Source organism: Gluconobacter kondonii, from assembly GCF_002723995.1.
Taxonomy (GTDB): Bacteria; Pseudomonadota; Alphaproteobacteria; order Acetobacterales; family Acetobacteraceae; genus Gluconobacter; species Gluconobacter kondonii.
Genome location: NZ_BEWP01000002.1, coordinates 193,526 through 215,843 on the forward strand (window position 1 = coordinate 193,526; position 22,318 = coordinate 215,843).

The following is a 22,318-nucleotide window of genomic DNA, read 5'->3' on the forward strand; positions in this document are numbered from 1 at the left end:
TCAGCGAACTCGATTCAATGAACCGGCAGCGTACAGGCACGCGGCCCGCCATGGAGACAGGGGGCAGGAAGTTGTGACGCCACGGCGATATACTTCCGCCCCGCCATTGTGGCCTTTTCCACGCAACCCGCAAGGTCCAGATCGCGACGTGTTTTCGCCAGTTTGACCAGCATCGGCACATTCACGCCCGACACGACCTCAACATGCCCCGGCTCGCGCAGGGACAGCGCCAGATTGGAAGGCGAACTTCCAAAAATATCCGTCAGCACCAAAACGCCATCGCCGGTATCGAGGCGCTGGAGCAGGCGTTCGGCCGCAGGACGCAGCACGGCGGGATCGTCATCATCCGCAACGCCGACCACGCCCACCTGAGTCTGCGGACCCACGACATGAACCAGCGTTTCCAGCAGGACATCGCCAAGACGTCCGTGCGTAATCAGCATGAGTCCGATCATACTGTTCTGTCCTGTAAAGAAAGATCCTGTGGTGGGTCCTGCGGAGGGACGGCCCAGCGCCGGGGCGCCACCCCTTTGCGGGCGAGTTCGCGGTGCAAAACCATCATCGGCCCGACCGGCATGGTTTTGGGAAGAATACGGGCCAGTTCTTCCACGATCGTCACCGAGCGATGGCGTCCGCCGCTGCATCCGATAGCGATAGTGGCATATTTCTTGCCTTCCGCGACAAAACGGGGAAGCACCAGTTCCAGAAGGCTCTGGATATGGCTGAAAAAGGCGGGATAGGCCGGGTCTGACTTCACGTACTGCACGACTGCCTCATCCAGACCGGTCATGGGCTGGAGGAACGGATCATAATGCGGATTACGCAGGAAACGCGCATCGAAAACCATATCGGCTTCGCGCGGCAGACCTGACGGATAGGCAAAGGACATCAGCGCAACCGTCAGCCCGTCCCCACCCGAGCAGCCAAAGCGCGTTTCAATCAGCTGGCGCAGCTCCGGCGAAGGCAGGTCGGACGTGTCGATCACCAGATCCGCATTGGCGCGCAGCGGAGCCAGAAGGGCGGTTTCCTGCTCGATTCCGGGAAGAATGGTGCCGCTTGTCACCAGCGGATGGCGGCGGCGCGTGGCGGTGAAGCGACGCAGAAGGATTTCAGGTTCGGCAGTGGCGTAGAGGAGTTGCACCACGCAGTCCGGCAGAAGGCGAAGGCGCTCCAGCTCTTCAAGAACGCGAGAGGCTTCGAACCCGCGACTGCGGACGTCGATTCCGATGGCCAGATTCTGTCCGGCCCGTGACGCGAGCGCCTGGATCAGATTCAGAGGTGGGTTGTCCACGACCTCATGACCCAGATCTTCAAGAACCCGCAATATGGATGATTTTCCCGCCCCGGACAGACCCGTTACAATCAGGATCCGACGGGACCCGTGACCATAGCCGGATAAGGAGCCAGACTCGGGATGGTTCGCCGATGCCATGCCACACTCTAGCCTTTTTTCTTTTGGTACGGAACTATTTCAAACCTTCACGTTTTTTTAGCGTTTCTCCGGCCCCTGCCACCCATTCATAAGAACCGCAACAGGCTTTGAGCGCCGCCCTGATCCGGGCCACTGTTCCCGGAAAATCGGGCTCCAGACACAACATCACCGCACCCGTCCAGGGGTCCCGACGCGATTCGGGCAGGCGGGGCTGCCCCTGCCCCAGACAGACCCGTAGATGGACCGTCGCTTTCGCAACAAAAGATGTCCGCAGGATTCCTACCCCCCGGACCTCGATCAGCCCCGCAAGTCGCGCCGGGGCCGAAGCCACCGCTCCCTCCAAAAGCACACGATCATCTGCCACCAAATCAAATCCCGCATCCATCAGCCGCAAAGCCAGTTCCGATTTCCCCGAGCCCGATGCCCCCGAAATCAGGACAGCCGCCCCGTTCCACGCCACACAACTTGCATGGACCGAACCTTCAGGCAGGGAGAGCGAGACAGACATGACGGATTGCGACCTCCTTAGGAGCAGACTAAGACCTTGGACCGGACTGGGGCATGACGGCCCCCTGACATGGATCAGGACTTCGAACCACCATGGGCACATCCTTCCCTCCCCCGACCGTCACCGTATATGGAGACGAGGTCACCTGCACGGATTTCAGCGGTTTCAGCGCGGATGGGGATCGGCCCGGACGGCTGACGGATGAATGTCAGGCCGCACTTTCGGCCATTTCTCTGGCGCTGGCCGATCATGGCCTCACGCTGGACCATACCCGGCATGTCGCGGCTATGATCCGCGAAGGACAGACATTCAACCAGTGTCAGGCAGCCCTCAACGAAGCTCTGGGGGGAGCAAAGCCCGCCCTGACCTTGCGGATCGTACAGCGTTTCCCCTTTCCTGAGCAGCGCATCGCCCTCAGTCTGACGGCTACGCCTCACGGATAATGGAACAATGCGCCACTTCATGGCGGGATTTTCCATTTTGTCGAAATAATTCGCTTTCAACCTCTCGGAAACCGAATTTTTCTGACCGAAAATAAAAACTGGCACGCTTCCTGCATTGAAGATTTCCAGACGCAATCAGCGTCGGAACCGACTTCAGGAATGTCGTGCCATGACCCGTTTTTCCACTCTGCTGCTCTGCGCTCTCTCCACCGTCAGCCTCGCCCTGCCGCTTCAGGCCGCCCATGCCGCTCCCAGCGGGATCGGGACGACCAGCACGGAAATCGACCTCTCGTCGCTGGATCTCAGGACTACGCGCGACTGGACCATCGCCAACCAGAAAATTGCCCAGGCGTCCCACGCCGTTTGCCAGAAGCTCATTCAGGACAACTGGCTGGTGGACAGTGATGGCGCCGACTGCGAGCAGGACGCGTTCTCCCGCGCCCATGAGGATCTTTACGTCCTGCGGGACCAGCAGCGCGCGCGCCATCAGACCGGTCATGTCGTCCTCGCCCTTTCCTCCGGGAAGTGACGGCCATGTCCCGGCCCGCTTTTGCGGCCCTGATTCTGGCGCTGCCTGTCGCGGCAGCCCTTATTCCGGGCGCGATTGCGGGTCTGTTCCCGGAGCCCGCCATTACGGTGCAGGGAACAGGCCGGATGGCAGCGTCAGGACGCGCGGGGGAGCCGCACCACGAAACAGGCACCCCTGATCGCACCGGACGCATCCATCCGGTTCTCGGCGAACAGGTTGCCGCGCAAGGCGTGAATGATCTGCCGGCTGATCGCGAGCCCGAGGCCGGAATGCTGGCCGAAATTCTCGGTCTGGGGGCGCTCTGAATAGAAGCGGTCGAAAATGCTTTCCAGCTTGCCGGGCGGAATGCCGGGGCCCTGATCGGTGATGGTGATTTCCACCACACTCCCCGTTCCCGGCCCGCTGCCCGCGATGTCCCGCGCGCTGGCATGGAGCGCGATGATGCCCTTGGGCGGCGAGAACGAGACTGCATTTCCGATCAGGTTCCGCAGCACCTGAACCAGACGGTCCTCCACGGCCAACGCCTTGAGCGGCGGATCCTGATCGCGAACATCCAGACGCAGCACGGGATCGTTTTCCCGGCGGGTGGTCTGGTGCATTTCCGCGAGAATGGCGAGGAGGGCGACGACCGAAACGGGCTCAGGGCGCACGCGGGAGAGTTCGGCATCAATCCGGCTGGCGTCGGAAATGTCGGTAATCAGACGGTCCAGCCGTTTGACGTCGCTATTGATGATCCCCATCAGCCGGTCACGCCGCTCGGCAATCTGAATGCGCGGCAGCGTCTCGACGGCGGATCGGATGGAGGAAAGCGGGTTCTTGATTTCGTGGCTGACATCGGCGGCGAAGCGTTCGATGTCATCCATCCGAGCCCAGAGCGCCAGCGCACTGCCCCGAAGCGAACGGGCCAGAACGCCGATCTCGTCCCGACGGACCAGTAGCCGTTCAGGCACCAGATCCTTGCGCCCATCCGCCTCGCGCATGTCGTTGGACGCCCGCGCCAGCGTCAGGAGCGGACGGGCGATCGTGAGCGACAGGTACCAGGACAGCAGCACCGTCACGACAAGCGCCGCCAGCACCAGCGACAGGATCGAGGACCGGACGGCAAACAGCGTCCGGTCCACTTCCGGCGCATGGCGCGTTAGCTGGATTTCGCCCACCGTCACGCCGTCGCGGACAACGGGCTCCACCACCGTCACGACAAGCTGATGGTCCTTGGTGCGGCGGATGAAGGGGGGCAGTTCAGCCTGCGACTGGAGCGGCCGGGCGTCATGCGGGCCGTCCATAGCGGTATCGTTGGTGTCGAGCGTGACTTCCTCGCTGGAGGTCAGCGGCAGGAGCGACAGCAGCCAGTCATAGAAACTTTCCAAAATATTGTTGCGCGGTGGCTGCCACGGCGTACCGTCGGCAGGATCGGGGAGCGCATGGTCCTGTTTGCGGCGCGATGCCGTGCGGCTGTCCACGACAAGCTTGCCATCCGGATCGAACAGCAGAGCGTGAGCGTTCGGGCTCGGCTCGGTCAGGCTGGCCAGAAGCGGCCGGGCCTGTGCGACATCCAGCTCCAGATTACCCCCGGGCGCGGGATGGCCCGGCCCGTGCGCGTTCACCCGCACAGCGGACTGGCCGAGCGCACCTGCATAGATATGCGCCTGTTCGCGCAGGGCGTTGACGTCGGTTTCCAGCAGTCCGTTCTGGAACTGGTCCAGAAACAGCAGGGTGACGGCCAGAAGGGCGAGCGGCAGGGCGTTAAGCAGCAGAATTCGCACCAGAAGCGGAGACGCCAGACGCCGCCGCGATAGCGAGATTTCCGAAGCCCGGCGCGGGCGCAGGCGCTTCAGGATCTTTGCGGCGATCCTTCGCAGGGACTTGCCCAGCCCCGCGCGCAGACCAGCCCGGGCCGATTCGGCACGCCGCCGGTCCCGGCCCTGTTCCAGCCGGTCGGCATCGAGAATATGGCCTGTCGGAAAAGCCTCCGAATCATCATCCACGCGCGCTTACTCGTCCCGGTAGCGGTAGCCGATGCCGTACAGCGTCTCGATCTGGTTGAACTCGTCGTCCACCTGCCGGAACTTCTTGCGGACGCGCTTGATGTGGCTGTCGATCGTGCGGTCATCGACATAGATGTTGTCCCCATAGGCAGCATCAATGAGCTGATCGCGCGACTTCACCATCCCCGGACGCAGGGCCAGAGCCTTGACCAGCAGAAACTCCGTGACCGTGAGCGCAATGTCCTGCCCGTCCCACAGGCACTGATGACGCGTCTCGTCCAGCGAAAGCTTGCCCCGCACGATGGCGGAGCCGACGGCCGCCACACCCGTGGCCTCGGCCCGGCTGGCGTCCTGACGGCGCAGCAAAGCGCGGATACGCTCGATCAGAAGACGCTGGGAGAACGGCTTGGTGATGTAGTCGTCAGCGCCCAGACGCAAGCCCATGAGCTGGTCCAGTTCCTCGTCCTTGGACGTCAGGAAAATGACCGGCAGGTTCGAGCGCGAGCGCAGGCGCTGGAGCAGTTCCATGCCGTCCATGCGCGGCATCTTCACGTCCAGAACGGCGAGGCTGACCGGGCGCGACGTGATGCCCTGCAGCGCGCTTTCGCCGTCGGTATAGGTGTGAACGGTAAATCCTTCGGCTTCGAGCGTCATCTGAACCGACGCGAGAATGTTCCGGTCATCGTCCACCAGCGCGATAATCGGCGCGGCGGAAGCTCCGGGCGGCGTCTGCGAGGCAGGCGCGGGCGGCGCGTAGGGGGTTCGGGGCGTCTCCATAAGGGGTCCGTCTGCTGAGAACTGTTGCGGCTTTTTACCTATAACCCATGATCCATGATGGCGGAAAATAGGCTTTTCAATGACATGATGCGTCGTTATGCGACGGCGCAACCCTTGTCTTTAGGACAATCAGCGTTATCTCCTGAAGAAGAACGGGGCCGCATGATGGCCCGTCCCACCAAAGAAGGTCGTGACATGACAGACCACAACGCCTCGCCGGAAACGGCCCATGACGTGCCTGAACAGGGCGTCGAGACCTCCGGCCAAGAAACGCCGGGCATGAACGAAACCGGCGGAGAAACGCTGGAAGAGACGACTCCCGAAGCCCGGATCGAGGCTCTTGAAGCCGAGGTTGCGGAACTCAAGGACCGCTGGGTTCGGTCCGAAGCCGAAAGCCAGAACATCCGCGCCCGCGCCAAGCGCGATATCGAGGATGCCCGCCAGTACGCCATCCAGAAATTCGCCCGCGATGTGGTGGAAGCCGCTGACAATCTTGAGCGCGGTCTAGCCTCCCTGCCCGCCAAGACGGAAGGCGAGGATGTCCTCATCACGAAGCTGCGTGAGGGAATCGAGGGCACGCAGCGCTCGTTCCTCGGCATTCTCGAACGCAACGGCATCACTTGCGAGGACCCGACCGGCAAGCCGTTCGACGCCAACCTGCATCAGGCGATGGCGGAACAGCCGTCCGACCAGCATCCGTCTGGCCATGTCATGCAGGCCTGGACGCCGGCATGGCTGCTCAAGGGCCGTCTGCTGAAGCCGGCCATGGTCGTGGTTGCCAAGGGCGAACCGGCTGCGGCACCGCAGGGCGTCGACACCACGGCCTAATCGGCTACAGGGGCGATTTTCTTTGCGGAACGGCAGCCGGAAACGGTTGGCGTTCCGCAACACCCTGCTAAAGTCGGCTCATGAGTCGCATACTTGTCATAAAGCTCGGCGCGCTGGGCGATTTCGTTCAGGCTTTCGGCGCTTTCGCGTCCATTCGGGCCGCCTTCCCCCACGCCACGCTGACCCTTCTGACGACCGCACCTTTTGTAGATCTGGCCCGCGCCGCGCCGTGGTTTGACGACATCCTGACGGATGACCGCCCGTCGATGCGGAACCTGCCGGGCCTGTGGCGCCTGTCACGAAAACTGCGTGGCTATGACCGGGTGTTCGATCTTCAAACCTCAGGTCGCTCCAAAACCTATTTCCGCCTCGCCGGACAGCCTGCAAACTGGTCGGGCATTTCCGATGGCTGCTGCCATCCGCACGGCAATCCGTCGCGCAACGCCATGCACACATTGGCCCGGCTCGACGATCAGCTCCATGACGCCGGGGTCACGCCCCTTTCACGCAGTGTTCCACGCTGGCTTGAGGGCCATGGGCCGGACATTGCCGTCCCCTATGCCGTTCTGGTACCGGGCGCAGCCCCTCACCGCCCTCAGAAACGCTGGCCCAGCGCCCGCTTTGCCGAAATCGCAAAATCCCTTGCCACGAAGGGCATCCGTCCGGTCATCGTGGGAACCCGGACCGAAGCCCCACTGGCTCAGGACATCCTGCGCGTCTGCCCAGCGGCCCTCGACCTGACGGGCCAGACCACGATGGTCGAACTCGCAGGCGTCCTCGACCTTGCCTCCCTCGTGATCGGCAACGACACCGGCCCGATGCATCTGGCTGCCGCGATGGACACACCCTGCCTCACGCTGTTTGGCCCTGACAGCGATCCGCGCCTGACGGCCCCCCTCACCCTCACGTCCGGCAGAACAGAGCTGATCGTGGTGCCCGATCTGGCGATGCTGCCCGTGGAACGGGTCGAGACCTGCATGAACGCCTTGCTGTCCCGATGACCCGAATCCGCTGCGTCATGATGCAGAAGAACGAGGCGACCCTGCTGGAGCCTTGGATTCTATGGCACGCGGCGATTTTCGGCTTTCCCAGCCTGACCGTGATCGACAATGGGTCGACCGATCCCACCGTTCTGGAGATCCAGACCCGCTATGAGGAAAAAGGCGTACGGATCATCCGCGATCACGCATCGCACAGCGATTTCCTGCATAAAGGCGAGGTCATCGCGAACATCATCCGCCAGTGGGATGCAGAAGAGTCCTATGATTTTGCCGTCCCATTAGATTGCGACGAGTTCCTGACGGTTTTTCTGGACCAGCTTTCGCTCGACCCTGACGTCATTCGGCGACAGTTCGACTATCTGAAGCAGGAAAACGCGACCTTCATTACCGAACGCCTGCTGCTGAACGTGCCGGAAGCGCCGGATTACTACCTGCCCCAGATCGTCCGGCGCAGTCTGTTCAAAGCACGAACGATCGTCAGTCTGGACCGCGGCTTCCACAATCCCCAAAGCCTTTATCCTGAGCGCTACGTCCGCACGCCTTTCGTGCATCTCCATCTGCACAACCGCCCCGATTATGAAGATATCCGCCGCTTTGCGCGCCAGAAACTGACCGCCACAGACACAGGCGACGCACTGGAACACCCTGCAAACGGGACACATCTTCACTTCTATTTCCGTACGGACGCCGAGGCTTTTTCTGCCGGTTACCGGCCCGTTCCGAATATCTATGCACCCCTGATCGCGCAGCGCTTCCGCGATCTTGGTGTCGATCCGGACATCCTGTTGGGCACGGGAGAGAGCGTTCCGCACCCTCCACTCAGCATCCCGTCCGGCTTTGTGGCCCATCGGGCGCGGCATGACGGGCAGCAGCACGAATATCGAGTGTTCGATCCGCTGTATTATGCCCGGAGCAATCCGGACGTGACGCAGGACGCCTATTACGGGATCTGGCCCCTCCTCCATTATGTCACGCTCGGATGGGACGAAGGACGGCAGTCCGATCCCCATGATGGGCCGCCTCTGGTGATCCAGACGGACAAAGCGACCTGAAAACGGTTCGACTGTTCGTCTGGGGGTTGCGGCGGGACGGGGATTGAGGCCATTTACCCGTTCATTTTTCGGCAGAGCAATCTGCCGGTCCCACTCGCACAGGAGCGATCTCCATGCCCGCCATCACACTCCCCGACGGAAGCGTCCGCACATTCGACGGGACGGTGACGGGCACGACGATCGCCGCCTCCATCGGACCGGGCCTCGCCAAGGCCGCCATGGCGATGGAAGTGGACGGCAAGCCCGTCGATATCAGCACCGAAATCAGCAGCGACGCGTCCGTGAAGTTCGTCACCCGCAAGGATGAGGACGCGCTGGAAATGATCCGCCATGACGCGGCGCATGTTCTGGCTGAAGCCGTGCAGTCCCTGTGGCCTGAAACGCAGGTCACGATCGGGCCGAGCATCAAGGACGGGTTCTATTACGATTTCTCCCGCGAGAAGCCGTTCACCCCGGAAGACTTCCCGGCCATCGAAGAAAAAATGCGCGAGATCGTGGCGGCCAACACACCGTTCGTCCGCGAGGTCTGGGACCGTGACGAGGCCATCCGCTTCTTTGAAGAGAAGGGCGAGGACTTCAAGGCCCAACTGATTCAGGACCTGCCGGAAGACGAGCAGATCTCGATCTACCGTCAGGGCGAATGGCTCGACCTGTGCCGCGGCCCGCATCTGCGCACCACTGGCGATGTCGGCACGGCGTTCAAGCTGATGCGCGTGGCCGGGGCCTACTGGCGCGGCGACCATCGCAACCCCATGCTGACCCGCATCTACGGCACCGCATGGCGCGACAAGAAGGAGCTGGACGCCCATCTCCTGCGCCTTGAGGAAGCCGAAAAGCGCGACCATCGCCGCATCGGCCGCGAGATGGACCTCTTCCATATTCAGGAAGAAGCCGTCGGGCAGATCTTCTGGCACCGCAAGGGCTGGCGCCTCTATACGGTCCTTCAGGACTACATGCGGCGCGCGCAGGAGCGGAACAACTACGAGGAAGTCCGCACCCCGCAGCTTGTGGATCGCGCTCTGTGGGAGGCTTCGGGCCACTGGGACAAGTATCGCGAGAACATGTTCATCGCGACGGTCGAGGACGAAGACAAAACCCTCGCACTGAAGCCCATGAACTGCCCGTGCCATGTGCAGATCTTCCGTCACGGTCTGCGCTCCTATCGCGAACTGCCGCTGCGGATGGCGGAATTCGGCGCCTGTCACCGTTACGAACCGTCAGGCGCGCTGCACGGCATCATGCGCGTGCGCGGCTTCACGCAGGACGACGCCCATATTTTCTGCACGGACGACCAGATCGCGGACGAGACTGCCAAGTTCGTGGCAATGCTGGCCGAGGTTTACACCGACCTCGGATTCGAGAGCTTCCGCGTGAAGTTCTCGGACCGTCCGGAAACGCGGGCGGGTTCGGACGAGGTCTGGGATCGGGCGGAAGGCGCGCTCAAGAAAGCCTGCGAAATCGCGGGCGTCGAGTACGAATACAATCCGGGCGAAGGCGCATTCTACGGTCCGAAGCTCGAATTCGTTCTGACGGATGCCATCGGTCGTGACTGGCAGTGCGGCACGCTTCAGGTGGACTATGTCCTGCCGGAGCGTCTGGATGCGTCCTATATCGGCGAGGACAGCAACCGTCATCGCCCGGTCATGCTGCACCGCGCGATTCTCGGCAGTTTCGAGCGCTTCATCGGCATCCTGATCGAGCAGTATGCCGGCAAGTTCCCGCTCTGGCTGGCACCCACGCAGGTTGTCGTGGCGTCCATCGTCTCCGATGCCGGCGATTACGCCAACGAAGTCGCCGCGACTCTCAAGGCCGCGGGACTCCAGGTCGAGACCGACATCCGCAGCGACAAGATCAACGCCAAGATCCGCGAACACAGCCTCGCGCGCGTTCCGGTCATTCTGGTCGTTGGTCGTCGCGAAGCCGAGGAACGCAAGGTCGCCATGCGGCGTCTGGGCGGCGCGACGCAGGAAATCCTGTCGCTCGACGAAGCCGTTGCGGCTCTCGCGAAAGAGGCTCAGGCCCCTGACATCGCGCGTGCAACAAAGGATTGAACGTAATCCCCTTGCACCGCGCGTAAGGCAGGACTATGTGCAGAAGGAACGGGATCGGAAATGGCCGTATCCCGCCTTTCTGCGTGAAGGCGGATACAGGCTGCCGGACCCGAACGAAACTGATGACAGGAGCTGACCATAGCTAGACCGCCGATGCAGGCCGCGCCCACCCGTGAAGGACCGCGCGTCAACGAGGAAATCCGTGTTCCGCAGGTTCGTCTGATTGACGAAGAAGGCGAAATGCAGGGCATCATGACGACCCGGGATGCCATGATGCGCGCTTTTTCGGTGGGTCTCGATCTGCTGGAAATCAGCCCGACCGCTGTTCCTCCTGTCGTGAAGATTCTCGACTACGGCAAGTTCAAGTATGAGCAGCAGAAGAAGAAGAACGAAGCCCGCAAGAAGCAGAAGGTCGTTGAGATCAAGGAAGTGAAGGTTCGTCCGGGTACGGGCGAGCATGACTTCCAGACGAAGCTCAAGGCCATTCACAGCTTTCTTGACGAAGGCGACAAGGTCAAGATTTCCCTGCGCTTCAAGGGCCGCGAAATGGCCCATCAGGAGCTCGGCATCAAGATGCTTGAGCGTATCCGGCTGGAAGTCGAGGAAAAGGCGAAGGTGGAGCAGATGCCCCGCCTTGAAAACCGCCAGATGCTGATGGTGATCGCTCCCCGCTAAGGGGTGCTTTCGCCCTGCGAATAAAAAGCCGGCCTCTTCCATCTCGGAAATGGCCGGCTTTTTTTATGGAATGCGCCTCAGGCGGCTTCAGCCGCGAGGTGCGTCCGGTAAAGCGCAACAAACTGCCGCAGCATATCCGCAATTTCGGCCACCGGCGTCTCCCAGTCTCCTGAGTAGGGCTGTCGGAAGATCCTCATAGTGGGATACCACGGCGTCGTGGAACCGGTTTCCCCCCAGCGCCAGCAGGCATCGCTCCGCGAGAGCATCCAGACCGGCAGGCCGAGACCACCGGCCAGATGCACCATGGACGTATCGACACTGATCAGCAGATCCACGCCATAGAGCCCAGCCGCCGTATCCGCGAAATCCATAATACCGTTCGTCGCATCGATCACAGGCAAGCCGGTCTCGGCAATCTGGTTTTTCGCGGCCCCAAGCTGAAAACTGACGAACCGGACCCCTTGCATGTCCATGATGGGCGCGAGCTTCTCCAGAGGGATACTCCGGCGCCGGTCCACCTGTGTAGCAACGGGATCATGGGAGCGGGGATCACCGTTCCAGACCAGACCGACGATCAATTCGGGCTGCTCAGGGATCCGCACCACACCCTGTCGCAACGCACCACCAACGCGCTCCTGTTCCTCAACAGGTACGGACAGATACGGACATTCAGGAGCAGTGTCCGGTGTCAGACCCAGACGCATCGGCAGGCCGACGAGCGGGCAATGCAGATCCAAGGGCAACGATGGATCAAGTGCTGAGACAACGCTGTCAATGCCCTCCATCCGTTCCAGAAGCCTGACGAGCGTGGGCGGAACCTGCACCACGGTCGTCGCTCCAAGCGCTTTGAGCAGTGGCACAAAACGGATGAACTGGAGCGTATCGCCATAGCCCTGTTCGTGATGGATTAGAATGGTTTTGCCTGTCAGATCCTCTCCTTCCCAATACGGGACGGAAAGATCCGTGCGCGGCGTCTGGCTGCACCGCCAACGCCATTCATATTCCCGCCACCCGGCCTCAAAATTTCCAATTTTCAGAAGACTGACAGCCCGTCCGAAACGACAGACGCCGTTTTCCGGTGCCAGAGCAATCGCCCGATCATAATAGGGAAGCGACTCTTCGCTCCGGCCGAGACACTGAAGCGCATGGGCAATATTGTTGATGGCCGGGACATGGTTCGGACAGAGAGAATCGCCGGTGATGGCGTTTTGAAGGGCGTCATGGAATGCGCCTTTACGAGCCTGAACGAGACTCAGATCGACATAATAAGGCGCTTCAGACGGTTTTTGCTGAATGGCGACTTTCAACGCCCGTTCAGCTCCGTCCAGATTCCCTCCTTCCAGACAGGCAATTCCCAGACGATGCCAGATCCTCGGGGCATTGATATCCAGATTCAGGCTCCGGAGATAAAAACAACGCGCCTGTTGCCAGTCTTTGAGACGTTCATACAGACATCCGGCCAGAAATGCAGAATGGGGTTCCTGAGGCAGGGTCTGGACACCGTCATTCAGTTTTTCAAATGCAGCGGGAGCATCGCCTGCATCTGCCAGAGCGAGAATATCCTGTGCCAGCAAACGGAAAGAATTGGGCATGAGGGCTCCTTTTTTTCCGTGGTAGCGAAAGCCCCCTAAGAAACCCTTAAAATATCCTGTTTTCCTGACCGGACCTGATGTTTCAGCTCTCCAGCCTGTAGGCGAGCTTCTGGAGCAAAGGACGAATCCGCAGAAACTGCCCGTATCCCCATTGTAGAACCGCAAGAATGAGCGGGTTCCGAGCCGCTAGCCCCATCGGTCGCAGCAGAGGAATGGCGCGCCACATGGCCGCGAAGGCCGCCGCACCTTCATACAGATGCCCATCTTCTTCCGCATGGAAACGGGCCAGCAGAGTTTCCCGATCCAGCGGACAAGCCTGCGCCGACTCCAGATTGATGAAGCGGATGGCTTTGCGGCGGTCCAGCCGCTTCATCAGCGCGATTTCGCGCCGACACAAAGGGCATCCACCATCGAACCAGACCGTCACCATGCCATGTAACACCCCGGAAGACGGAATATCACTGAGAGAGTTCCGCCTGCACAAAGACGTTCACGCGGAGAGTCTGTTCGTCAGAGCTGCGCTGCGGTGGCGCGGAATCAGCCATACGGGCGGCCATGAGCATAACGGGGCGCGGACCCGGCTCCTGCGAGGAAATACGGACTTCCTTCAGACGCACAAGGTGCAGACCGAGCGTCTGTGCACTTTGCTCCGCCTGCTCGCGGACCTGCTTGAGGGCCGCCGTCCGGGCGTCTTTCAAGAGCTGTTCGCGAGTGGCATCGTCCAGAGACCAGTCCATTCCTTCCAGCATTAAGGACTGTGACTGGAGCTGTCCGGCCAGAGCGAGAAGCTGTACGGAATCCTTGCCGCTTAACTCAAGCTCCTGTTGGGCCGTCCAGCTTTTCGGCGCGTGCTCGGGCGTGTTCTCGTAAATGGAGTATCCCCCCGCCTTCGCTTCGATTCCTGACTGACCACCCGCGAGTTTGAGGGCTGCGGCCATCCGGGTGTTTACGTCCTTCTGCGCCGTCGCAGCAGACGGGCTGTCGGCGCGGACGGACAGGCGGATCGTCAGTTCCGTTGGCGCGGCATGGGCAGTACCGGTCACGTTGAAATCAAGCTGGGTTGTAGCTTGGGTTGTCGTCTGGGGCATGTCAGCGGCCTGTGCTGTGAAGAACGCCCCGGAAAGGGGAAGCGGAGACACGGCCAGAGCGGCCACCAGAAGCGGGGCTGGCCGGATCAGGGAGGAAAGACGGGTCATCGGATCTCCTGAAGACAGGTATCGTGTGGAACGCCCCGAAAAGACAGGCAGTTCAGCGCGTTAGCGCGGCCCGGTCAGCGCGGCTCGGGAGCGTGTTTCAGCAGGACTAACGCCCGACGCAGGCGTTCGATCCCTGCCCGGACATGCCCCTGTGTGCACAGCAGGTTTCCTTGCGCACGCAGATGCCGCGCATCTTCCATCATCCCCAGCGCAATCGCCCCGGAAGGAGCGGCCAGTTCTACATCCACGCTTTTACGCAGCCGCGCGCAGTATTCCGCCGTTTCGGACGTGACCGAAATCGCATCGTCTGACCGCCCGGACGGCTGGTGCTGCGCCGGATGCAGGACCGGCGACGCGGCCAGACAGCCGAGCAGACAGAAAGCCGGGAGGATCACCGGCGAAGGAAGGGAAAGGCGCATTAAAGATCGTGTAGTCCATCCCAACTAAGCGCAGGGTGGGGCTGACATGAAACTTCCGTCATCCAGCTTTCGCAGTGGGCGGGATAACTGGCAGGAGCAGGGTGGCAGTCAGACCCTGCCCCCCGTTTTTCAGTTCAAGCACACCGCCATGCAGGCTCATGACAGCTTGCACAAGCGACAGGCCAAGCCCCGCCCCCGGCGTGTTACGCGCCGTTTCGGCACGAAAAAACCGTTCGGAAGCCCGACCGAGATCGTCCTCGCTCATACCCGGCCCCTGATCCGCCACAGTGATGGCCAGACGGTCACCCCGCATGTCCACCGACAGGGTAATGGCTGTGTCGGGGGGAGCGAACTTAATGGCATTGTCCAGCAGATTGGCGACGGCCTGTTGCAGCAGATGCGGGTCGCCATTCACGGGCCGCACGGTCCCGGCCCTGAAGACCAGCCGAAGCCCGGCGTCTTCGACGGACGCCTCATAAAGCTCGCTCAGCCCTTCCAAAAGGGAACGGACATCCAGAATCGTGAAAGCCGCCCGTCTGGCACCCGCCTCAAGCTGTGCGATCCGCAGCAGAGCCTCAAAAATCGACGTCACCCTGTCGAGATCCATAACCGCGCGATCAATCGCAGCATGAAGTTCCTCGGCGGAGGTGGCGGTACGGTTGGCGTCTTCAAGCCGAGCACGAGCACGGGCAATGGGGGTTCGCAGATCGTGGGCAATGGCGTTGGAGACCTGTTTGACGCCGTCCATCAAGCGGTTGATCCGCTCAAGCATGGTGTTGACGGTCTGCGCCACCAGATCGGTTTCGTTACCGGTCAGGGGGATGCGCTGACTCAGATCGCCCTGCGCCACCGCCGCCGTCGTGCGCGCGATGGAACGGACGACCTGCCGGAAAATCCTGCGGATCGCCAGCGCCCCGCCCGCCGCCAGCAGCGACACCATGACCCACGCCCAGATCAGCGTGTCGGTCAGAACGTGTCGGACAAGCTGCCTCCCACGGACATCGCGTCCCACGATCATCCGGAAACCCTGTGTCAGGGCATAGGCGTGCATCTTGGCATTGGTGCGAAAGCCGTCGCGCTTGATGGCCAGTTCATAAAACTGGTCCATCTGGCTGATGACAACCGGCCATCCAGGCAGATTTCCGGCGAATTTACGACCGTCGGGACCGACCAACAGGTACAGCTCGTCATCATCGACATTCTGGTCCAGTCGGTCCTGAATGGCGAGACTGAGCGCGGGTACCCCCCCCTGCGTCCAGCGATGGGAGAGGTCGGCGGCATCGACCTGCACCGCCAGTTCCACCTGACGATCGAGCTGACCCGTCGTGTTCCACCAGATGAAGGACAGAAACGCCCCGGCCGAAATCACGAATACCAGCCCGTAGGCCAGCGCAAAGTTCAGCCCGGCCGAACGGACCGGCCAGCGCAGACGCCGTTTCAGAAACAGTCCGAGACAGCGACCTTTACGCAGGAGCATTCCCAATCAGTCCGCCCGCAGGATGTAGCCCGCATTGCGGATCGTGTGGATCATGGGCTTGTCGAACGGCTTGTCCACCTTCTGGCGCAGGCGCGAGACATGCACGTCGATCACGTTGGTCTGCGGGTCGAAATGGTAGTCCCACACGCGCTCGAGCAACATGGTGCGGGTCACGACCTGTCCGGCATGGCGGATCAGGAATTCCAGAAGACGGAACTCGCGCGGCTGAAGGTCGATCTTCTCGCCGCCGCGTTTGACGGTGCGCGAGAGCAGATCCATTTCCAGATCACCCACGACCAATCGCGTCTGCGGCGCACTTTCCGGGCGGCCGCGACGGCCCAGCGCCTCGACACGCGCCAAAAGTTCGGAGAAGGCGAAGGGCTTGGTCATGTAGTCGTCGCCACCGGCCTTGAGGCCCGCGACGCGCTCATCCACATCCGCCAGCGCCGACAGCAGCAGAACCGGCGTTGCATTCTTCTGACCGCGCAGGGTTTCGAGAATCCGCAACCCGTCAATGCCGCCCGGCAACATCCGGTCCAGAATTACGACGTCATAATTTTCGCTGACGGCCAGAAACAGGCCGTCCTTGCCATTATCCGCCTCATCAACAACATGCCCGGCTTCCCGCAGCCCCTTGAGCACAAAAGCACGGACAGTAGGATCGTCTTCGACCAGCAAGATACGCATCGTTGTCTCTTTCCCTTCCGAACGCAGTCTCGCCGTTCCTTACAGGAAAGAATACCGGCTTGACGGGCGCCGTCAAAGGCAGTTGTTGAAGATCAGACCTACAAATCCGACGACATCAGACCTGAACAGATCAAATAACTGCTGTTTTCAGAGTGAGCAGGCACGCAGGACGTTCTTCAATATCAAAAAATCATGCAACTGCACTCTGTCCCCCGTCACTCAGGTGCACAAACCTGAAATTACAAACCATTCCTCAAAGCCGTTATCGATTTTGAAGAGCCTCTATTGTCGCCTGACAAGATCCGGTTTCAAGGAAAGACCTCCCTTGAACGTCACTCCAAGAGTGTTGTAGCGTGCTGGATAGAATGTAATACAGGCAAAAAAATAATGTCCGAATTAGATTATAGAATAGATAGTTTTGATTTTTCTAATCATGATTTTTCTAAAATCAAAATAGACGGATGGTTCTTTAATCATAAGAAAAAAATAAATGGAATTTTTTTTCATATTGGCAACACAAAACATAATCTTGACTCTTACGGACTCGATAGCCCAGATGTGTTTCAAATAATTGGGGGGAATTCTCAAAATTGTCGCTTCAGTCAATTTATATTTCTCCCTGAAAATATTTTTTTTGAAGATATTTCTTCATCATTTTGTATTGTAGAATACGCAGACAATACGTTTGAAATTGTTCGTTTTGATGGACCAGACCGTCAGAAATGGGCCATCTCCAAATGCAGAAATTTTTCCGAACTACGAATCCACATGGGCGTTCGGGCATGGGATCGCGCAACACTACGCCATCATTTACAGGAAATAGAAAAACTTACGGGAATAGCCAAACCAGGCGTCGTCATTGGATATTCTGATGACCCAAGACTATATCGGGTAGCTCATGAATACGGATGGGATTACGTTTCTGCACACAACAAAACAGATCTTCCATTTGAAACCCTTGCTTCCTTCTATTTGAGAACAGTCCTGAGTAGTGATGTTGTAATTCTAATTTCTGATATCCGCCCATCATATCAAAATTGGGATAGTCGTTGGATATTTGGAGTACTCAATTTTGGTTCAATTGCTTGTTTTCCACCAGAGCAGATCCAAAAACCTCTTCGCGGCGAGGGTAGTTGGAATAATCCTTTCCAGATTTCTGACCTAAATAAAACCAACCTGGCAGCATTTACGGCACCTGATATCGAATTATTTGGTCTTCCTGGTCTGCGTTCGCGTGCACCCATCACAATAGAAGAAAACAAAAATCCGACGCCTTCGCAAATCGTTTACGCCCTTAATTCTGAAATTATTCCCGTTACATCAAAGGAAGAAAATCAACCGGCGTTCATGATGCCATTTGCGGAATGCATTGCACCATCAACGAAACAGAGAGAGTGCTTAAAAAGTATTCTGCTGGATGCGTACCCCCTACCTTCGCGATACGATCCTAAAAATAGATTAACCAATGATCAGAAATTATTTTCTCATTTTATAAGCCTTGGTGACAATTGTGAGTTTGGATTAATCCAACGTGAAGTCGGCTTGGAACCTCTTGATCTATTTAGATTTGGAGGAATTCAGGAAATAAAAAACCTTATCAAAGCGTTTGATGAGAACCTGCATGCTCTCGGGACACTTGATGATACTAAAATATATGAAGCAGTCGGCGAGTGGATTTCCAGTAGCGACCATTATGGCGTGACCTTTCATACTCATCGATATGTTCATGATTCATCGCGTGAAGATGTTCGTGTAAGCGAACAGAAAAAACTACGGTATCTTGCCAGAAAAACTCTCGAGGATCTTGAAGAAGGAACCAAAATCCTTGTTCGGAAATCCAATGATGTCATCACAGATGATGAAGCCCGTGCTCTCTATCGAGCTGTCAGACGGCATGGAAACTGCCCGATCCTCATAGTGACGCAAGCATCTGGCAAAACAGACCTCAATACAGTGGAAGATTGGGGAGATGGATTATTACGAGGCTATATTTCACATTTCGCGCCTTATGCCGAAGCATATTCAGGATCAGTAGAAGAATGGAGGGATCTCTGCGGAGCCGCCCTTGCTCTTTTAGCCCCGAAAATGGAAATGAATTGACATGTCAACACCCCAACTCGCCTGGCTTCCGGACCCGACTGTCACAACGAAGGGTCATCTTTGGGATCAACGCCTTTCACAGGCAAAAGACGCTGCTCCTGACTGGGACACGCTGCTGGACCTTGCGCGTTATAATCTGAACTTCATGCGGACGATGAAGCTGGATCGCGTCCTAACGCGACAGTTCCCGGAGCCTCCTGCACATCTCTCCGTCAAACCCGTTCGCCTTGCGCTTCTTGGTTCTTCCACAATCAATCATCTCGTCCCGTCACTTCGGGTCGCAGCTTTAAGACATGGTATCTGGCTCACGGTGCATACCGGAGAGTATGGAAGCTATCGACAGGAGCTCGGACAGGATGACGAAGCTCTTAAAGAATTCGCACCCACACTCATTCTTCTCCTTCTGGATGCGCGACATATCGCGGGCTTTCTTCCACGCAATGCCGATCAGGCCACAGCCGATATGGCATGTCAGGAGGTTGTTGAGAGTCTGCTTCCCGAATGCTGGCGAGAAGCCAAAAGCCGCTACGGCTGCCCTGTTCTTCAGACGTCTTTTCTCCCTGTTTTCCCACGTCTCATGGGAAGCGCAGAGGCTCTCCTTCCCTCATCGTCAGCCAACTTCATAACGCGCATCAATTCACTTCTGGCCGCAAGCTGTCACAAGCATGGCGCAATCTTTGTCGATCTGGCCGCTGAGGCAACACAATACGGTCTTGAGGCATGGTATGATCCATCACTCTGGTGGCGTGCCAAACAGGAAATTGCCCCGGGTGCAGCTCCTGCTTTTGGCGAACTCGTAGGCCGCAGTCTGGCCGCACTGGCTGGCCGCTCATCGAAATGCCTTGTGCTGGATCTCGATAATACTCTTTGGGGAGGCGTTATTGGAGATGATGGTCTGGATGGTATTGAGCTTGGGCAGGGAAGCCCTTTAGGCGAAGCTTTTGTCGCTTTGCAGGATTTTGCGCTGCGCCTGAGCCGCAGGGGCGTTGTTCTGGCAGTCTGCTCCAAAAACGATGAGGTAAATGCCCGTTTGCCTTTTCAAAAACATCCAGAAATGATCCTGCGCGAAAAAGATATCGGGTGTTTTGTCGCCAACTGGAACGACAAAGCAGAAAATATTCGCGAAATTGCTTCACGCCTCAATATCGGCCTCGATTCCATAGTGTTTGTGGATGACAATCCATTTGAACGCTCTCGGGTGCGAGAAGCCTTGCCGATGGTCAATGTTCCAGAAATACCAGAAGATCCCACACTCGTTCCCGATGCGGTCGCAGCAGCCGGATATTTTGATCTCATTGAGCTCAGTGCTGAAGATCTCAATCGAAGTGATCAGTATCAGGCTAATCTGCAGCGGCAATCTTTGCAGGAAAGCGCTACGGATCTTGACAGCTATTTGAACGGGTTAGACATGACCCTGATTTATGGCGCGTTCAACTCAACCAATCTTTCGCGAATTACACAGCTTATCAATAAGAGCAATCAGTTCAACCTGACAACACGCCGTTATAGTCAGGATGACCTGACAGCACTAATGGCTGATGACACAGCTTTTGGTCTGTGGTTCCGTTTGACCGACCGCTTCGGAGATAATGGTCTGATTGCGGTTGTCATAGGGCGGGACGCTGCCGAAGGAATTGTGGATATTGATACATGGCTGATGAGCTGCAGGGTTCTGGGCCGTGGCGTAGAAGAAGCAACGCTCAGCGTTATTGCGGCTCAGGCTCGCGCAAGAGGAGCAATAGCGCTTAGGGGAACGTACCTGCCCACGCTCAAGAATAGCATGGTCGCGGACATGTATTCCCGCCTTGGCTTTACATTACTGGAAGACAGGGGAATAGAAGGAAAGTCATACATCCTTCCTCTGGCGGAATGGATGCCCGCAGCAACCTCTATTACCTTAAGTTCGGAGTTTTAAAAATGAACCGTAACGATGTTGTTGAACAGATTACGAAGATCTTTCAAGATGTTTTCGACGATCCCAATCTTACCCTGAAAGATGACACAACTGCCCAGGATATTCCGGGATGGGACTCCGTTGCCATGATCAACATCATTGTGGCTATCGAAGAGCATTTCAACATCCGTCTGAAAACGCGGGAAATTGATGCTCTGAAATCAGTGGGCGATCTCTACGAAACCGTTCTCACCAAAGTATCCTGAGAGACGGGTTTCAGCCTATCTGTATTTTGCGAACAGCAATAAAACCCCAGAAGGACCATTGATAATTAATTGATGCTCTGAGCCACTCTCTGAGGATTGATGGCTCAGTCATCCGCATCCTGCGGACGCGGACCAATATGAATGGGCAGTGTCAGAGACTGTTTGCCGCGCCGGATGCGGAAACTCAGGACCACGCCCGGACGCGCCGCCGCGATACTGCGCAGAAGCATCCGCGCGCTGGTGACGGGCACATTGTCCACTTGCGTCACGATATCTCCGCGCCGCAGACCGCCCTTCTGCGCCGGGCCACCATTATCGACACCGGCAATCCCGATGGCGGTATCACCATCATCGAGCGTGATGCCGAGCCAGCCATGTTCGGCATGGCCCGTCGCCTCAATTTCCGCGACGATCGGGGCCACGATTTCGGACGGAATGCCGAACCCGATCCCCACAGACCCGCCCGCAGGCGTCACGATGGCGGCATTCACGGCCACGACCTGCCCGCGCATGTTGAAGGCCGGCCCGCCCGAATTTCCCGGATTGATCGGAGCATCAAGCTGGATGAAGTCGTCAAGCGACCCGATCCCCAGATCGCGCCCGACCGCCGAGACAATCCCCGCCGTAACGGACGATCCGAACCCGAACGGATTGCCCGCAACGAGAATCCAGTCCCCGATATCGGTCTGCTGGCTGTCGCCCCACGTGACATGCGGAAGCGGCTCGGGGCTGTCGACCTTGATGACGGCAATATCCGTCAGCGGGTCGGCCCCCAGCAGACGCGCTGGCATTTCATGCCCGTTGGACAGCGAGACCACGACCTTGTCCGCCCCGCCCACGACATGGCGGTTGGTCACGATAATGCCGGACGGATCGACGATAAAGCCCGACCCTGCGCCGACCATTTCTTCCTGCTGGCGTTTCATACGATCCCGGTAGCGCTTTTCGAGCGGCGTACCACGGATCTGCGGTGGAGTATGGTCGTGTCCGTCAGGGCTGTTCTGGGTGATGGCGATGTTGACCACGGCCGGGATCACCTGCCTCACCAGCGGGGCGAAACTCAGCGGGCCATATTTGACCAGAAGCGGCGGCAAAGCGGGGGCAGGAGCCGGGACGACGGCGGGCTGTGTCGGGATGCCATGCGCGTCCGTATTTTCGCCCGCGACGGTGCGGTCAGGGATGATGGTCGGAAGCAGTTTCGGCGCGGGAGCCGGCATGGCCGCCGACTTCTGCGGCTGTTCCACGGGATGTGCAACGCTCTGCGGGCTGTTGCCATGACCGCGCAGGGCCAGCATCAGCCCCACCGTCACCACAGTGGCCGTTCCGGCACCGATCGCAGCAGCCTGCAGGGTGCGGTTCATGGGAAACAGGACAGGAACATCGTCATACCGAATCTGCTAACACAG

22 protein-coding genes are annotated in these 22,318 nt (G+C 58.8%); 10 read left to right on the forward strand and 12 right to left on the reverse strand.

Features of this window, described 5'->3' with window-relative positions:
* Positions 1 to 14 precede the first annotated feature (14 nt).
* Genes GKO01_RS03380 through GKO01_RS03390 form a run of 3 tightly spaced genes read right to left on the reverse strand, consistent with a single transcriptional unit; the run spans position 15 to position 1,940 of the window.
* Positions 15 to 455 carry a PTS sugar transporter subunit IIA gene (locus GKO01_RS03380; protein ID WP_099285746.1) on the reverse strand — a complete coding sequence of 147 codons (441 nt, stop codon included), beginning with the start codon at positions 453 to 455 and terminating at the stop codon, positions 15 to 17.
* Positions 452 to 1,432, reverse strand: coding sequence for an RNase adapter RapZ (rapZ, locus tag GKO01_RS03385; protein ID WP_099285747.1), 981 nt, complete (start codon positions 1,430 to 1,432; stop codon positions 452 to 454). Before rapZ ends, GKO01_RS03380 begins: the two co-directional genes overlap by 4 nt.
* Before the next feature lie 34 nt (positions 1,433 to 1,466).
* Positions 1,467 to 1,940: an HPr kinase/phosphorylase gene (locus GKO01_RS03390; protein ID WP_099285748.1), complete on the reverse strand. Its 474-nt coding sequence runs from the start codon at positions 1,938 to 1,940 to the stop codon at positions 1,467 to 1,469.
* A gap of 92 nt (positions 1,941 to 2,032) precedes the next feature.
* Between GKO01_RS03390 and GKO01_RS03395 the strand changes: the two genes are divergently transcribed.
* Both GKO01_RS03395 and GKO01_RS03400 read left to right on the forward strand, forming a co-directional pair.
* Positions 2,033 to 2,383: a RidA family protein gene (locus tag GKO01_RS03395; RefSeq protein ID WP_099285749.1), complete on the forward strand. Its 351-nt coding sequence runs from the start codon at positions 2,033 to 2,035 to the stop codon at positions 2,381 to 2,383.
* Positions 2,384 to 2,552: 169 nt separating this feature from the next.
* A complete protein-coding gene (locus tag GKO01_RS03400; protein WP_099285750.1) occupies positions 2,553 to 2,912 on the forward strand; it encodes a UrcA family protein in 360 nt (119 codons plus the stop codon).
* A gap of 134 nt (positions 2,913 to 3,046) precedes the next feature.
* Here GKO01_RS03400 and GKO01_RS03405 read toward each other — a convergent pair whose 3' ends face one another.
* Together GKO01_RS03405 and GKO01_RS03410 are read right to left on the reverse strand one after the other, a co-directional pair.
* The gene (locus GKO01_RS03405) at positions 3,047 to 4,762 is read right to left on the reverse strand and encodes a stimulus-sensing domain-containing protein (protein ID WP_373319083.1); all 1,716 of its coding nucleotides are present in this window, start codon (positions 4,760 to 4,762) and stop codon (positions 3,047 to 3,049) included.
* A gap of 141 nt (positions 4,763 to 4,903) precedes the next feature.
* Complete coding sequence (locus GKO01_RS03410; protein ID WP_062031216.1) at positions 4,904 to 5,674, reverse strand: response regulator transcription factor; 771 nt, start codon at positions 5,672 to 5,674, stop codon at positions 4,904 to 4,906.
* A 162-nt stretch (positions 5,675 to 5,836) separates the two neighbouring features.
* Between GKO01_RS03410 and GKO01_RS03415 the strand changes: the two genes are divergently transcribed.
* The 5 genes from GKO01_RS03415 (at position 5,837) to infC (ending at position 11,281) form a co-directional block, all read left to right on the forward strand.
* Positions 5,837 to 6,502: a nucleotide exchange factor GrpE gene (locus GKO01_RS03415; RefSeq protein ID WP_174694218.1), complete on the forward strand. Its 666-nt coding sequence runs from the start codon at positions 5,837 to 5,839 to the stop codon at positions 6,500 to 6,502.
* 80 nt (positions 6,503 to 6,582) lie between these two features.
* Positions 6,583 to 7,503, forward strand: coding sequence for a glycosyltransferase family 9 protein (locus tag GKO01_RS03420; protein ID WP_099285752.1), 921 nt, complete (start codon positions 6,583 to 6,585; stop codon positions 7,501 to 7,503).
* Positions 7,500 to 8,555, forward strand: coding sequence for a glycosyltransferase family 2 protein (locus tag GKO01_RS03425; RefSeq protein ID WP_099285753.1), 1,056 nt, complete (start codon positions 7,500 to 7,502; stop codon positions 8,553 to 8,555). The genes GKO01_RS03420 and GKO01_RS03425 overlap by 4 nt, the downstream gene beginning before the upstream one ends.
* 113 nt (positions 8,556 to 8,668) lie before the next feature.
* Positions 8,669 to 10,606, forward strand: coding sequence for a threonine--tRNA ligase (gene thrS, locus GKO01_RS03430; RefSeq protein ID WP_099285754.1), 1,938 nt, complete (start codon positions 8,669 to 8,671; stop codon positions 10,604 to 10,606).
* Between the two features lie 153 nt (positions 10,607 to 10,759).
* On the forward strand, positions 10,760 to 11,281 hold the full coding sequence (gene infC / locus GKO01_RS03435) for a translation initiation factor IF-3 (protein ID WP_099285755.1): 522 nt from the start codon (positions 10,760 to 10,762) through the stop codon (positions 11,279 to 11,281).
* Between the two features lie 77 nt (positions 11,282 to 11,358).
* Here the strand turns inward: infC and GKO01_RS03440 are convergent, their stop codons facing one another.
* From GKO01_RS03440 to GKO01_RS03465, 6 genes are all read right to left on the reverse strand, one after another.
* Positions 11,359 to 12,873 carry a tetratricopeptide repeat-containing glycosyltransferase family protein gene (locus tag GKO01_RS03440; protein ID WP_099285756.1) on the reverse strand — a complete coding sequence of 505 codons (1,515 nt, stop codon included), beginning with the start codon at positions 12,871 to 12,873 and terminating at the stop codon, positions 11,359 to 11,361.
* A gap of 82 nt (positions 12,874 to 12,955) precedes the next feature.
* Entirely contained in the window at positions 12,956 to 13,303 is a 348-nt protein-coding gene (locus tag GKO01_RS03445; RefSeq protein WP_099285757.1) for a thiol-disulfide oxidoreductase DCC family protein, read from the reverse strand.
* A 28-nt stretch (positions 13,304 to 13,331) separates the two neighbouring features.
* Positions 13,332 to 14,069, reverse strand: coding sequence for an SIMPL domain-containing protein (locus GKO01_RS03450; protein WP_099285758.1), 738 nt, complete (start codon positions 14,067 to 14,069; stop codon positions 13,332 to 13,334).
* Between the two features lie 74 nt (positions 14,070 to 14,143).
* Positions 14,144 to 14,488 (reverse strand): hypothetical protein, encoded by a 345-nt coding sequence (locus tag GKO01_RS03455; protein ID WP_099285759.1) that lies wholly within the window; start codon positions 14,486 to 14,488, stop codon positions 14,144 to 14,146.
* Between the two features lie 58 nt (positions 14,489 to 14,546).
* Complete coding sequence (locus GKO01_RS03460) at positions 14,547 to 15,965, reverse strand: HAMP domain-containing sensor histidine kinase (RefSeq protein WP_099285760.1); 1,419 nt, start codon at positions 15,963 to 15,965, stop codon at positions 14,547 to 14,549.
* 6 nt (positions 15,966 to 15,971) lie between these two features.
* Complete coding sequence (locus GKO01_RS03465; protein WP_011252400.1) at positions 15,972 to 16,652, reverse strand: winged helix-turn-helix domain-containing protein; 681 nt, start codon at positions 16,650 to 16,652, stop codon at positions 15,972 to 15,974.
* A gap of 387 nt (positions 16,653 to 17,039) precedes the next feature.
* Between GKO01_RS03465 and GKO01_RS15750 the strand changes: the two genes are divergently transcribed.
* The 3 genes from GKO01_RS15750 (at position 17,040) to GKO01_RS03480 (ending at position 20,912) form a co-directional block, all read left to right on the forward strand.
* On the forward strand, positions 17,040 to 18,752 hold the full coding sequence (locus tag GKO01_RS15750) for a hypothetical protein (RefSeq protein ID WP_145994732.1): 1,713 nt from the start codon (positions 17,040 to 17,042) through the stop codon (positions 18,750 to 18,752).
* Positions 18,753 to 18,906: 154 nt separating this feature from the next.
* Positions 18,907 to 20,667, forward strand: a complete 1,761-nt coding sequence (locus GKO01_RS03475; RefSeq protein WP_167383416.1) for an HAD-IIIC family phosphatase — start codon at positions 18,907 to 18,909, stop codon at positions 20,665 to 20,667.
* Positions 20,668 to 20,669: 2 nt separating this feature from the next.
* Positions 20,670 to 20,912, forward strand: a complete 243-nt coding sequence (locus GKO01_RS03480; RefSeq protein ID WP_099285763.1) for an acyl carrier protein — start codon at positions 20,670 to 20,672, stop codon at positions 20,910 to 20,912.
* 104 nt (positions 20,913 to 21,016) lie between these two features.
* Here GKO01_RS03480 and GKO01_RS03485 read toward each other — a convergent pair whose 3' ends face one another.
* The gene (locus GKO01_RS03485) at positions 21,017 to 22,273 is read right to left on the reverse strand and encodes a S1C family serine protease (RefSeq protein WP_099285764.1); all 1,257 of its coding nucleotides are present in this window, start codon (positions 22,271 to 22,273) and stop codon (positions 21,017 to 21,019) included.
* Positions 22,274 to 22,318: the final 45 nt, after the last annotated feature.

Coding starts and splice junctions, on each gene's coding strand:
- GKO01_RS03380 (WP_099285746.1), bottom strand. CDS start 455: ATGATCGGACTCATGCTGATTACGCACGGACGTCTTGGCGATGTCCTG.
- rapZ (WP_099285747.1), bottom strand. CDS start 1,432: ATGGCATCGGCGAACCATCCCGAGTCTGGCTCCTTATCCGGCTATGGT.
- GKO01_RS03390 (WP_099285748.1), bottom strand. CDS start 1,940: ATGTCTGTCTCGCTCTCCCTGCCTGAAGGTTCGGTCCATGCAAGTTGT.
- GKO01_RS03395 (WP_099285749.1), top strand. CDS start 2,033: ATGGGCACATCCTTCCCTCCCCCGACCGTCACCGTATATGGAGACGAG.
- GKO01_RS03400 (WP_099285750.1), top strand. CDS start 2,553: ATGACCCGTTTTTCCACTCTGCTGCTCTGCGCTCTCTCCACCGTCAGC.
- GKO01_RS03410 (WP_062031216.1), bottom strand. CDS start 5,674: ATGGAGACGCCCCGAACCCCCTACGCGCCGCCCGCGCCTGCCTCGCAG.
- GKO01_RS03415 (WP_174694218.1), top strand. CDS start 5,837: ATGATGGCCCGTCCCACCAAAGAAGGTCGTGACATGACAGACCACAAC.
- GKO01_RS03420 (WP_099285752.1), top strand. CDS start 6,583: ATGAGTCGCATACTTGTCATAAAGCTCGGCGCGCTGGGCGATTTCGTT.
- GKO01_RS03425 (WP_099285753.1), top strand. CDS start 7,500: ATGACCCGAATCCGCTGCGTCATGATGCAGAAGAACGAGGCGACCCTG.
- thrS (WP_099285754.1), top strand. CDS start 8,669: ATGCCCGCCATCACACTCCCCGACGGAAGCGTCCGCACATTCGACGGG.
- infC (WP_099285755.1), top strand. CDS start 10,760: ATGCAGGCCGCGCCCACCCGTGAAGGACCGCGCGTCAACGAGGAAATC.
- GKO01_RS03440 (WP_099285756.1), bottom strand. CDS start 12,873: ATGCCCAATTCTTTCCGTTTGCTGGCACAGGATATTCTCGCTCTGGCA.
- GKO01_RS03445 (WP_099285757.1), bottom strand. CDS start 13,303: ATGGTGACGGTCTGGTTCGATGGTGGATGCCCTTTGTGTCGGCGCGAA.
- GKO01_RS03450 (WP_099285758.1), bottom strand. CDS start 14,069: ATGACCCGTCTTTCCTCCCTGATCCGGCCAGCCCCGCTTCTGGTGGCC.
- GKO01_RS03455 (WP_099285759.1), bottom strand. CDS start 14,488: ATGCGCCTTTCCCTTCCTTCGCCGGTGATCCTCCCGGCTTTCTGTCTG.
- GKO01_RS03460 (WP_099285760.1), bottom strand. CDS start 15,965: ATGCTCCTGCGTAAAGGTCGCTGTCTCGGACTGTTTCTGAAACGGCGT.
- GKO01_RS03465 (WP_011252400.1), bottom strand. CDS start 16,652: ATGCGTATCTTGCTGGTCGAAGACGATCCTACTGTCCGTGCTTTTGTG.
- GKO01_RS15750 (WP_145994732.1), top strand. CDS start 17,040: ATGTCCGAATTAGATTATAGAATAGATAGTTTTGATTTTTCTAATCAT.
- GKO01_RS03475 (WP_167383416.1), top strand. CDS start 18,907: ATGAAGCTGGATCGCGTCCTAACGCGACAGTTCCCGGAGCCTCCTGCA.
- GKO01_RS03480 (WP_099285763.1), top strand. CDS start 20,670: ATGAACCGTAACGATGTTGTTGAACAGATTACGAAGATCTTTCAAGAT.
- GKO01_RS03485 (WP_099285764.1), bottom strand. CDS start 22,273: ATGAACCGCACCCTGCAGGCTGCTGCGATCGGTGCCGGAACGGCCACT.